Annotated in this window: 10 protein-coding genes; 9 read left to right on the top strand and 1 reads right to left on the bottom strand. The window is 34.0% G+C overall.

Annotation, left to right across the window (positions count from 1 at the left end; translation table 11 throughout):
• The first annotated feature begins 123 nt into the window (after positions 1-123).
• The 4 genes from TMATH_RS08600 (at position 124) to TMATH_RS08585 (ending at position 5,457) form a co-directional block, all read left to right on the top strand.
• Positions 124-1,134 (top strand): TRAP transporter substrate-binding protein, encoded by a 1,011-nt coding sequence (locus tag TMATH_RS08600; RefSeq protein WP_013150651.1) that lies wholly within the window; start codon positions 124-126, stop codon positions 1,132-1,134.
• A 92-nt stretch (positions 1,135-1,226) separates the two neighbouring features.
• On the top strand, positions 1,227-1,697 hold the full coding sequence (locus tag TMATH_RS08595; protein WP_013150650.1) for a TRAP transporter small permease: 471 nt from the start codon (positions 1,227-1,229) through the stop codon (positions 1,695-1,697).
• A gap of 32 nt (positions 1,698-1,729) precedes the next feature.
• Positions 1,730-3,031, top strand: coding sequence for a TRAP transporter large permease (locus TMATH_RS08590; RefSeq protein WP_013150649.1), 1,302 nt, complete (start codon positions 1,730-1,732; stop codon positions 3,029-3,031).
• Positions 3,032-3,054: 23 nt separating this feature from the next.
• The gene (locus TMATH_RS08585) at positions 3,055-5,457 is read left to right on the top strand and encodes a glycoside hydrolase family 31 protein (RefSeq protein WP_013150648.1); all 2,403 of its coding nucleotides are present in this window, start codon (positions 3,055-3,057) and stop codon (positions 5,455-5,457) included.
• Between the two features lie 49 nt (positions 5,458-5,506).
• Here TMATH_RS08585 and TMATH_RS08580 read toward each other — a convergent pair whose 3' ends face one another.
• Positions 5,507-6,064 carry a Uma2 family endonuclease gene (locus TMATH_RS08580; protein ID WP_013150647.1) on the bottom strand — a complete coding sequence of 186 codons (558 nt, stop codon included), beginning with the start codon at positions 6,062-6,064 and terminating at the stop codon, positions 5,507-5,509.
• Between the two features lie 321 nt (positions 6,065-6,385).
• Between TMATH_RS08580 and TMATH_RS08575 the strand changes: the two genes are divergently transcribed.
• Genes TMATH_RS08575 through TMATH_RS08555 form a run of 5 tightly spaced genes read left to right on the top strand, consistent with a single transcriptional unit; the run spans position 6,386 to position 12,260 of the window.
• Positions 6,386-7,966 (top strand): UDP-glucose--hexose-1-phosphate uridylyltransferase, encoded by a 1,581-nt coding sequence (locus TMATH_RS08575; protein ID WP_013150646.1) that lies wholly within the window; start codon positions 6,386-6,388, stop codon positions 7,964-7,966.
• Positions 7,963-9,135 (top strand): galactokinase, encoded by a 1,173-nt coding sequence (locus tag TMATH_RS08570; RefSeq protein WP_013150645.1) that lies wholly within the window; start codon positions 7,963-7,965, stop codon positions 9,133-9,135. Before TMATH_RS08575 ends, TMATH_RS08570 begins: the two co-directional genes overlap by 4 nt.
• A gap of 5 nt (positions 9,136-9,140) precedes the next feature.
• On the top strand, positions 9,141-10,130 hold the full coding sequence (galE, locus tag TMATH_RS08565) for a UDP-glucose 4-epimerase GalE (RefSeq protein ID WP_013150644.1): 990 nt from the start codon (positions 9,141-9,143) through the stop codon (positions 10,128-10,130).
• A gap of 14 nt (positions 10,131-10,144) precedes the next feature.
• A complete protein-coding gene (gene galR, locus TMATH_RS08560) occupies positions 10,145-11,335 on the top strand; it encodes a transcriptional regulator GalR (RefSeq protein ID WP_012995687.1) in 1,191 nt (396 codons plus the stop codon).
• 19 nt (positions 11,336-11,354) lie between these two features.
• Positions 11,355-12,260, top strand: a complete 906-nt coding sequence (locus tag TMATH_RS08555; RefSeq protein WP_012995686.1) for a TTE1925 family mutarotase — start codon at positions 11,355-11,357, stop codon at positions 12,258-12,260.
• Positions 12,261-12,320: the final 60 nt, after the last annotated feature.

Raw genomic sequence — 12,320 nt, 5'->3', positions numbered from 1 at the left:
GAGGACTTCATCCTTTCTTGGAGGTATTTTGTTTTTCCTGCAAAACATTGTACCAGAAAGGATTGAAGTCCTCAGCTTTCATTTAAGTTTACAAAACGAAATAAAATTTAAGGAGGGTAAAAAATGAAAAAAATTATTGCTTTATTCATGCTAGCAGTTATTATGCTGAGCATGGCAGCATGTGGAACTCAAAAATCTTCTAATGGCTCAGGAACAGAACAAAAAGTAATGACATTAAAATTAGCGCACAATTTAAGCGAACAGCATCCAGTTCATTTAGCTTTAATGGAATTTGCTAAAAAAGTTGAAGAGAAGACTAATGGCCAAGTTAAAATTCAAGTATTCCCTAACGGACAGCTTGGCTCAGAATCAGAAGTATTGGAGCAGCTTCAGGCAGGAGCAGTAGCTCTTACAAAGGTTTCAGCAGCAGCATTAACTACATATGAGGATGGATATAACGCTTTTACTCTTCCATATGTATTTAATGACGAGAATCACTTTTATAAGTGCATGGAGTCAGATGCAGTTAAGGATCTTTATAACAAAACAAAGGATAAGGGATTTATAGGATTAACTTATTATGATTCAGGTGCAAGGTCCTTTTATACAACAAAGAAAGCAATCAATACTCCTCAGGATTTGAAGGGATTAAAAATAAGAGTTATGGGATTTAAGTCCCAGATAGATATGGTGCAGGCATTAGGCGGAACACCAGTAAGTATGAACTACGGAGATGTATATACTGCACTTCAGTCAGGAGTTATAGACGGCAGTGAAAATAATGAAACAGCTTTAACAATTGGAAAGCATGGAGAAGTTGCAAAATTTTTCAGCTATGATGAACATACAAGAATTCCAGATATATTAGTTATCAGCTCAAAGGTATGGGATAGCTTAACTGCAGATCAGCAAAAAGCGATTCAAGAAGCTGCAAAGGAATCAACTGAATTCCACAAAACATTGTGGAAGAAATCAATACAAAAAGCGATAGAGCAGGCAAAGAGTATGGGTGTTAAATTCAATGAAGTTGATAAAAAGCCATTTAAGGAAGCAGTTGCTCCAATGATTGAGAAATATTCAAGTGAAATGCCTGAAGTTAAAAAGTTATTAGATGCTTTTAAAAGCATACAATAATTAAAGCCTGAAAAAGGCCAGAAAATCTGGCATCAAATAGATTTTCTGGCCTGCTTATGAATAGAGAATTTATTATATTGGTGGTGAAGGAAATGAAAAAAGTAAAACAATTTATAGATACTCTTTTGGCTTATGTTAATTCAGTCTTATTGATAGTAATGACAGCATTGGTATTGTGGCAGGTGTTTACAAGATATGTGCTGAAAAATCCAAGCACATTTACTGAAGAACTGGTAATAATCATTTTGATTTGGACATCCTTTTTAGGAGCAGCCTATGCCTTTGGAACAAGACAGCATATGTCTTTGATATTTTTAAAGGAAAAATTACAAGGAGTAAAAAAGAAAATTCTTTACGTTTTCATAGATTCATCAGTATTAATTTTTTCTATATTTATACTTGTTATTGGAGGAAAGCAAATCACATCAGGTGTTGCCGGAATGAGAACACCTATATTAAATATGCCAAAAAGCTATATTTATTCATCGATTTTGATTTCAGGAGTTTTAATTATTCTATACCAGATTTATAACATCATTGAAGATTTAAAGATGAATAACTAGATATTTTGAAAATGAGGGGAGGAGGACTATAGATGATTACAACAACAATGATTGTCTTATTTGCAGTTTTTTTTGGCTCTTTAGTAATTGGCATTCCTATTTCAATAGCAATAGGTTTTGCTTCTATTGTAACTGCATTGGTAATTGCTCCGCCCGATGTTGCTATATTTACAATAACTCAAAAAATGGTAAATGGTATCAGCAGCTTTTCACTTCTTGCGGTTCCGTTATTTGTTCTATCAGGAAATATTATGAACAATGGAGGTATTGCAAAGAGATTAGTTAATTTTGCAAAAGTTATAGGAGGAAGAATACCAGGTGCACTTGCTCATGCAAATGTTCTTGGAAATATGCTCTTTGGAGCTTTATCTGGTTCTGCAGTTGCAGCAGCTGCTGCTATAGGAGGTACTATGGCTCCTCTTCAAAAGGAAGAGGGTTATGATCCTGCATATTCCGCAGCTGTAAATATAGCATCTTCACCTACAGGAATGCTTATTCCTCCAAGCGGTGCTCTTATCCTTTATTCACTTGTTGCAGGCGGTGTTTCTATTTCAGCTTTGTTTATGGCAGGTTATATACCGGGAATATTAATGGGAGTTGCAACTATGGTCGTTGCGTATTTTTACGCTAAGAAAAATAATTATCCCGTTGCTCCTAAAACTACATTTAAAGAAGGAGTTAAGGTGTTTTTTGATGCACTTCCAAGTTTATTACTAATCGTTATAGTTGTAGGAGGAATAGTAGGAGGTGTATTTACAGCAACTGAAGGTGCTGCAATAGCAGTTATATATCCTTTAATTCTTTCAATAATATATAAGAGCATTACATTGAAGGATATTAAGGATATTATTTTAAAAACAGCAGTAACAACAGGGGTTATCATGTTTTTAGTTGCTGCATCTTCTGCAATGTCCTGGGTAATGGCTTATACTGGAATACCTGAAGCTATAAGCAAAGCAATATTGTCTATATCAACAAATAAAATAGTTATTTTAGCAATAATAAATATAACATTATTAATAGTTGGAACTTTTATGGATTTAACTCCTGCAATACTAATATTCACTCCTATATTCTTTCCAATAGTTACAAAATTAGGAGTAGATCCGGTGCATTTTGGTATAATCTTAATATTCAATTTATGTATAGGGATAATGACACCTCCTGTTGGAAGTGTGCTGTTTGTTGGATGCAGCGTTGCAGATGTTTCCATAGAGAGAGTGTTTAAACCTCTGCTTCCTTTCTTTGCTACGCTTATTGCTGTTTTACTCCTGATTACATATATACCTTCGATAAGTTTAATTCTGCCAAAGCTACTACACTTAATATATTAATATAGCAGAAAGGAGAGTTCTTAATGATAAAAGAAAATTATCTATTTAAACTGACAAAAAATGAAGATAATGTAATAGATTTCAAGTTAGTAGAAGGAAATACTTATGTAAAGGTATTTGTGCTTGAAGAAGATATAATAAGATTTTTAATGTATGAGAAGGAACTTAAATTAGACAGAACTTGGCTTGTAGCACCAGGCATGGATGATATAGAAAAAGAAGGAAGAAACAGATTGGATATTTCCCCCTTCTCTAAACCTGAGTACATTTTGCATTACGATGATCTTACATGTACGATAGAAACTTCTAAAATAAAGTTAGTTATTAACCTTAATGGTATGAAGACAACATGGTATGCAAAGCTTAATGGCAGTGAAGTTAAGTTTGCGAGCGATAGAAAGACACAAGCCTATAATATAGAAGGATCGTTAGGTAAAGGGGTATTTCATTATTTAGAGAGGAGTATTAATGAACAATATTATGGGTTAGGAGAAAAAGCAGGAATAGCGGAAAGACACGGAAGAAGCTTTAAGATGATGAACGTTGATGCTATGGGATACGATGCTGAAACTACTGATCCACTATATAAGCATGTACCCTTCTATATAACAAGGAACAAGGAGACAGGAATATCCTTTGGAATTTTTTATGATAATTTATCAACGTCTATATTTGATATGGGAAAAGAATTGGACAATTATCACGGATATTACAGATATTACTATGCAGAGGATGGAGATTTAGATTATTACATTATACTTGGACCAAAAATAAAAGATGTTACACAAAAATTTTCCTATTTAACAGGAAGGACTATATTTCCTCCAAAATGGAGTATAGGGTATTCAGGCTCTTCAATGCATTATACAGATGCACCAAATGCACAGGAAAGGCTTCAGAAATTCATAGAGTTGTGTAAAAAATACGATATACCCTGTGATTCATTCCACCTATCTTCTGGATATACTTCGATTGGTAAAAAAAGATATGTATTCAACTGGAACAGAGATAAGTTTCCTTCTCCTGAAGATATTGTAAATTACTACCATGAAAATGGAGTAAAGCTCTGTGCAAACATAAAACCTGTATTATTAATTGATCATCCAATGTATAAAGAGCTTGAAGAGAATAAAATGTTTGTTCGTGATAAAACTGGAGAGAAAACAGAGATAGTTCAATTTTGGGATGATTTAGGAGCATATGTGGATTTTACAAATCCTAAGGCCTATGATTGGTGGAAAAAACAGGTTACTGAAAAATTGTTAAAATATGGAATAGACTCAACATGGAACGACAACAATGAATATGAAATCTGGGATAATGATGCAAAAGCTTATGGATTTGGCAAAGAAATAAGCATAGGGCAGATAAGACCATTGATGTCACTGCTCATGATGAAGGCCTCCTATGAAGCTCAAAAAGAATATAACCCTCATATAAGGCCTTACCTTATTTCAAGATCTGGATGCCCTGGAATGCAAAGATATGTTCAGACATGGTCAGGGGATAATAGGACATGCTATAAAACCATAAAGTTTAATATAAAAATGGGTATTGGGCTTAGCCTTAGCGGTATTTATAATTTTGGCCATGATGTTGGAGGCTTCGCAGGTCCTGCACCTGAGCCTGAAATGTTTGTAAGATGGGTTCAAAATGGTATATTTTATCCAAGATTTACAATACATTCCTGGAATGACGATGGCACTGCAACTGAGCCGTGGATGTATCCTGAGGTTCTTCCTTATATAAGACAAGCTATTAAATTCAGGGTTAAAATAACTCCATATATATATAATCTACTTTACAGGGCCCATGAATATTATGAACCTATAATAAGACCAACCTTTTATAATTTTGAAAATGATCCTAAAACCTTTGAAGACTGTGATGATTTTATGCTGGGAGATGATATGCTAATTGCATCTGTAGTTGAAAAAGGACAGTATGAAAGAGAAGTATATCTTCCAAAGCATAATGACGGTTGGTATGATTATCACACTGGCTTGTGGTATGAGGGAGGTCAAAAGGTAAAAGTTCCTGCCCCATTGGATTATTCGCCTTTATTAATAAGAGGAGGAGCAATAATACCAATTAATGATGCAGATATTACTTTTGAAACTAAGTCAAGGGATGAGAGGGGCTTTATGATATTCCCTCATAAACATAATGGAAGAACTGAATTTAAACTTTATGAAGATGATGGATATACAAATGACTATAAAAAGGGTATATTTACATTTGTAAATGTTAATATGGATTGCGATGATGAAAAAATAAATATAAAAATTTTTGCTGAAGGAAAGTATAAACTACCCTATGACGTAGTAAGAATATATCTCCCAAAATCCGAGGCAAGACAAATTATAATTAACGGAAAAACATTTGATAAAAACAATGAAAATATTTATGAAACTTATATAGGTTGAAACAATTAAAAAATGATTTAAAAGTGCAGAGAAGTTATTCTCTGCACTTTTAAAATATGTTTTTCAAATCAATTTTTAAGTCATTGAATATCACCGATTTTAATACCTCATCTTTTGAAAAATTAATTGGTTCGCCGTATACGCCATCTTGTAGAGTGAATATTTGGATTTCTTGGTTTTTTGGTGATACTATCCAATATTCTTTTATTCCAAACCTCATGTATAAATCCATTTTTATTATGTAATCTTTTGATGCTGTGGAAGGAGATAGTATCTCCACTACAAGTTCAGGTATTCCAATATAGTTATTTTCAGTGAGTCCTCTTTCATCACAAATAACAGTTATATCTGGCTGTACTTTGTGCTTTTCTTGGTCATTTTGTAGTATAACATCTAAAGGGGCAACAAAATGTTTGCACTTTTTATCTCTAAAATATATTCCAAATTCTGTCGATAAGTTCGTTAAAATTCTTTGGTGTGCCACTGAAGGTGCGGATAACAAATATATTTCGCCGTTTATGAATTCGAGCATTTCATCAGTTTTAGAGTCTATTTCTTCGAATTCTTCATAAGTAATTTTTTTGTTTTTAGGTATTATATTTTCCATTATATCATCCCCATTTACTTGTTCTAAATATATTTTAGCACATTTTTCAATATTAACAATTATTCATTACCTTTATAAAAATATCTAAAAAACTTTTTGTAAACTAGAAGGAATTTTTAAATATGTGTCGAATATAAGTCGAATATAAAATAGAAAGAGGTTAATTAAAATAATAAACAAACTCTATTAATTGATTTTTATTGCACATAAAGGTTATGTTTTAATAAATCTGTTATTTTAGCAAAGCGATTGTATTCTCTGAATTTCTTTTTTATTGAAGACTTAATTAAAAAATATAACAAAGTCAGTGGAGGATATATTATGGATTCCAGGGAGGTAGCATTACACATTGAGCGGCTTATAAAGTTTGCACTTAAAAAAGGCTTGATAGAGGAATTAGATGTTATTCCAAGCCGCAATGCACTTATGGATTTATTTAAAATAGAAAAACTTTATGAAGGTGAGGTTCCGGAAGAAGAGCTTAATAGTCCTTCTGATATTTTGAACAAATTATTGGACTATGCAGCACAGATAGGAATTATTTGTGATAATACTATTACTTACAGAGATTTAATGGATGCGAGAATCATGGGGCTTTTGATGCCACGGCAATCGGAAGTTGTAAAAAAGTTTAATACTATTGCCTTGGAAGAGGGAATTGAAAAGGCCACAGAGTATTTTTACAAATTATCTCAAGCCTCTAATTACATTAGGATGGATAGAATTGCTAAAAATTTGTATTGGAGAGTTCAAACGCAATACGGTTCTCTTGAAATTACTATAAATCTTTCAAAGCCAGAAAAAGACCCAAAAGAGATTGAGGCAGCAAAAAAAGTTCAGCAATCTGGTTATCCAAAATGTCTTTTATGCCTTGAAAATGTGGGATTTGCAGGAAACTTAAATCACCCGGCAAGGCAAAACCACAGAGTAATTCCGGTAAAAGTGGCAGGAGAGCAGTGGTACTTTCAGTATTCACCGTATGTATATTACAATGAACACAGCATTTTATTTTACGAAAAACATGTGCCTATGAAAATATCAGAAAAAACTTTTGTGAGGCTTTTGGACTTTGTTGAGCAATTTCCTCATTATTTTATGGGGTCGAATGCGGATTTGCCAATTGTGGGAGGTTCCATTCTATCCCATGAGCATTTTCAAGGTGGAAGGCATGTTTTTCCGATGGAAGAGGCTCCAATAGAGAGTTTTTTTGTGCATAATGAGTATAATAATGTCAAGGTTGGCGTATTAAAATGGCCTATGTCTGTTATACGCATTGCAGGAAAGCAAAAAAGTAGGCTTATAGATATTTCTTCACATATATTAAATAAATGGAAAAATTACAATGATTTAGAGGTTGAGATTGTATCTCACAGCGAAAAGAATGGAGAACTTATCCCTCACAACACGATTACACCTATTGCGAGGATTAATAAAAATGGTGAATTTGAAATAGACCTAGTCTTGCGAAATAACAGGACGACAGACAAATATCCCTATGGAATTTTTCACCCCCATGAAGAGCTTCATCACATAAAAAAGGAAAATATTGGACTTATAGAAGTCATGGGGTTAGCAGTTTTGCCAGGCAGGTTAAAATTTGAGCTGGATGAGATAATGAAATTTTTAACAGGCGAACAAAAATTTGATCCAACTTTGTATGACAAAAACCATCCTTTATATAAGCACATTCCATGGGTGGAAGAATTGCTTTTAAAATATGGGAATAAATGCACCAAAGAGGAGGCAGAAAGCTATATACAGCAAGAAGTTGGAAACAAATTTTTGCAAGTTCTTTTTGATGCAGGAGTGTTTAAAAGAGATGAAAAAGGGAAAGAAGCATTTGAAAGATTTATGAAAGAAGCAGGCTTTGAAAAAATAGATAAGAAAGGAGATTTAAAATGAAAACTGCTGTAATTGAAGCACTTGAAAAATTCTATGGTAGAAATGAAGTTGAAATAAGGGTTTTCTACGCTCCAGGGCGAGTGAATCTTATTGGAGAGCATACAGATTACAATGGAGGCTATGTATTTCCTTGTGCACTTGACTTTGGAACATATGCTGCGATTAGAAAAAGAAATGACAAAAAAGTCTTCATGGCTTCTTTAAATTTCGATTTAAAGGTGGAAGTAGACCTTGATGCACTCAATTTTGATAAAAGCCATGATTGGGCAAATTACCCTAAGGGAGTTTTAAAAGTATTACAGGATGAGGGGTATGACTTTTCTGGATTTGAAATTGTGTTTGAAGGCAACATTCCAAATGGCGCTGGACTTTCTTCATCTGCTTCAATAGAGCTGGTTACTGCTGTTGCAGTGAATGAAGTTTTCAACTTAAATATTGACCGGATAGAATTAGTTAAAATGTGTCAAAAAGCAGAAAATACATTTGTTGGGGTAAATTGTGGCATAATGGACCAATTTGCTGTTGGAATGGGTAAAAAAGACCATGCAATTTTATTAAAAAGCGATACATTAGAGTATTCATACGTTCCTTTGAAATTAGAAGGTTATAAAATTTTGATAACAAATACAAATAAAAGAAGAGGGCTCTTGGATTCAAAATACAATGAAAGAAGAAGTGAATGTGAAAAAGCCCTTTCATACCTTCAGAGGGCTTTACCAATACACAATCTTTCGGAGGTTTCAATTGAACAGTTTGAAGAATATAAACATTTAATACCGGAGGAAGTGCTTGTAAAAAGGGCAAGACATGTTATAACAGAAAATCAAAGAGTATTGGAGGCTGTAAAAGCACTTAATGATAAAGACTTAATCAAATTTGGGAAATTAATGGTTGAGTCTCATAATTCTTTAAAAAATGATTACGAAGTTACAGGGAAAGAACTGGACACATTGGTAGAAGAAGCGTTAAAATTAAAAGGGGTAATAGGTTCTCGTATGACTGGAGCAGGCTTTGGAGGATGCACTGTAAGCATTGTGAAAGAAGAAGAAGTGCCAGATTTTATAAAAGTGGTTTCTAAAAATTACAAACAAAAAATTGGATATGAGCCTACAGCCTACATAACCGGAGTAGGTGAAGGAGCAAGAGAAATTGATATATCAAAGGAGTGAGAAAAATGGCAATTCTTGTATGTGGTGGAGCAGGATACATTGGAAGTCATACGGTAGCTGCACTTCTTAATAGAAAGGAAGAAGTTGTAGTAGTTGATAATCTTGTAAAGGGCCACAAGAAGTCTGTTTTAGGCGGGAAGTTGTATATAGGGGATTTAAGAGATGAAGCTTTTTTAGACAAAGTGTTTAAAGAAAATGAAATTGAAGCAGTGATTGACTTTGCGGCATTTTCTCTTGTTGGGGAAAGTGTTGAGGAGCCTTTTAAGTATTATGAAAATAATGTATGCGGTACTCTTTCTCTTTTAAAAGCAATGAAAAAACACAATGTTAAAAAAATTGTATTTTCCTCTACTGCTGCGGTATACGGAGAACCAGAAAGGATTCCTATAAAAGAAGAAGATAAAACTAATCCTACCAGCCCTTATGGTGAAACTAAACTGGCGGTTGAAAAAATGTTGAAATGGGCAGATGTAGCTTATGGAATTAAATATGTTGCACTAAGGTACTTCAATGTTGCAGGGGCTATTGAAACGGGTGAAATTGGGGAGGACCATTCTCCTGAGACCCATCTCATCCCAATTATACTTCAAGTTGCATTAGGGAAGAGAGACAAAATTAGGATTTACGGAGATGATTATCCTACAAAGGACGGAACATGTATAAGAGATTATATTCATGTGATGGATTTGGCAGATGCCCACATACTTGCACTGGATAAATTGAGAAAAGACAATGAAAGTGCGATTTATAACCTGGGAAATGGAGAAGGATTTAGTGTAAAAGAAGTTATTGAAGTTGCAAGAAAAGTGACAGGACATCCTATTCCTGCAGAAGTAACTCACCGCCGCCCGGGAGACCCAGCAGTGCTGGTGGCTTCATCAGAAAAAATCACAAAGGAATTGGGATGGACTCCTAAATATACTTCTTTAGAAGAAATAATTGAAAGCGCGTGGATGTGGCATAAAAATCATCCAAAAGGATTTGAAGAGCGATAAAGGATGGGATGTTAATGGCAAACTTGATACCTGTTAGCTACAAATTATTAAAAGGCATGAATGAATCGCTTATTTTAGATATTATAAGAAAAATGGGGCCAATATCTAGAGCAGATATTGCAAAAGAGACAAATTTAACACCTCCAACTGTAACTAACATTGTAAACAAACTTATTGAAGAAGGAGTAGTTGTTGAATATAAGGTTGGAGAGTCAAATGGCGGCAGGCCTCCTGTGCTTATCAAAATAAATCCAGAATTTATGACAATTATTATTGTTCACATAAGCACCAATAATTTACATGAATACACTCTTGATGCCGAGCTCAATAGAAAAAGCGAGCAAACACATTCTATAAAAGGTTTAAAAGAACAAGAAGTACTGGAGCTATTGATGTCTACTCTTGATAAAGCGATAAAAGAATCTCCAAACAATATATCAGGAATAGGAATTGTGGTAAGGGGTCCTGTTAAGACAAAAGAGGGTATTTCAGTATTTGCGCCTAACATAGGATGGAGAAACGTGCCTTTAAAGGCGATGATAGAAGAAAAGTTTGAGATCCCTACCTATATCATGAATGACGTTAGAGCAATGGCATGGGGCGAGTTTCAAATGGGAAAAGCTAAAGAAGTTGAAAACATGATTTTTTTAAAAGTAGGCTATGGAATAGGTTCCGCGATATTGATAAATGGAAGATTATATATAGGTAATAATGATAGTGCAGGGGAAATAGGTCATACTACTATTGATGTAGCAGGTCCTAAGTGTAGCTGTGGCAATTACGGTTGTTTTGAAGCATTAGCGTCGGAAAAGGCTCTTGTTAATTTAGTCGTTAAGTCTATCAAAGAAGGAAATGATTCTATTGTATACCAGATGGCAAAAGGAATACTCGACAGTGTCACACCAGAAATGATTTATGAGGCTGCAAAATTGAATGACAAATTAGCGATTAATTCATTAGAAACTATCGGGAGATACTTAGGGATAGGGATTGCAAACATAATAAACACTTTTAATCCTGAACTTATTTTAATAGGAGGAGGGATTGTTCAAGGACGGAGTTTTTTTGAAGATATAATGAGAGAAACGACTAAGAAGAGGGCTTTTGAAAATTCATATTCCTCATGCAGCATAGCTTTTGCTGAGTTGGGGGATAATGCTACTTTAATTGGCGCTGCTAATATGGTTATGGATGAAGTTTTGTGAGAAAGGATGGAGGATGACTATGGCAATAAAAATTGAAAAAGTAAACTTTTTGGGATGGGAAAATAGCGTTAAATTGTCAAATGGAATCATTGACGTTGTTGCTACTACTGATATAGGACCCAGAATTGTCAGATTTGGTTTTGAAAATGATGTAAACGAATTTAACTTAGACCCTAAAACTATTGGTTTAAAAGGAGGTAACGAATTTAGGTTTTACGGTGGTCACAGACTGTGGCATAGTCCTGAAGACAGAAAGAGGACGTATGTGCCAGACAATGAACCAGTTGATTGGCACGAAATAGAAAACGGTGTGAGACTTATTCAAAAGCCAGAAAAATGGGTTAACACACAAAAGCAAATCGATATAATCTTAAGTCCTGATGAGAGTAGAGTAAGGCTTGTACACAGGATAACTAATCTTGGAGCATGGCCTATTGAGCTTTCAGCATGGACAATAACAGTATTAAATACAGGAGGAATAGAAATAATACCTCAGCCAAACAAAGATACAGATTTACTTCCAAATAGGCAAATTGTACTCTGGCCTTATTCTAAAATGAATGACGAAAGAGTATACTGGGGAGAAAAATACATTGCATTAAGGCAAAATCCTAGCAATAAAAGTCCTTTCAAATTAGGAATTAATAATGAAGCTGGTTGGGCTGCTTATGCGAGAGAAGGGCATTTATTTGTAAAAAGATATTACCCACAACAAAATGCGATATATCCTGATTTTGGTGTATCTTTTGAAACATACACAAACGATTGGATGCTTGAAATAGAAACATTAAGTCCATTTACAAGATTACAACCAGGTGAAGCTGTTGAGCATATTGAAGAATGGGAGCTTTACAATAATGTAAATGTAAAGGATGTAAATGAGGATTTGTTTGATGAAATTGCAAAAAAATATTGTGAAAGGTAAAATTTGGGCAACAAAAAGTTTATAAAAAATTTTAATAAATTACGGTTTACAAGAAGGAAT

The organism is Thermoanaerobacter mathranii subsp. mathranii str. A3, from assembly GCF_000092965.1.
In the GTDB taxonomy this organism is placed as follows: domain Bacteria; phylum Bacillota; class Thermoanaerobacteria; order Thermoanaerobacterales; family Thermoanaerobacteraceae; genus Thermoanaerobacter; species Thermoanaerobacter thermocopriae.
This window is presented reverse-complemented; position numbering and strand designations above follow the sequence as displayed.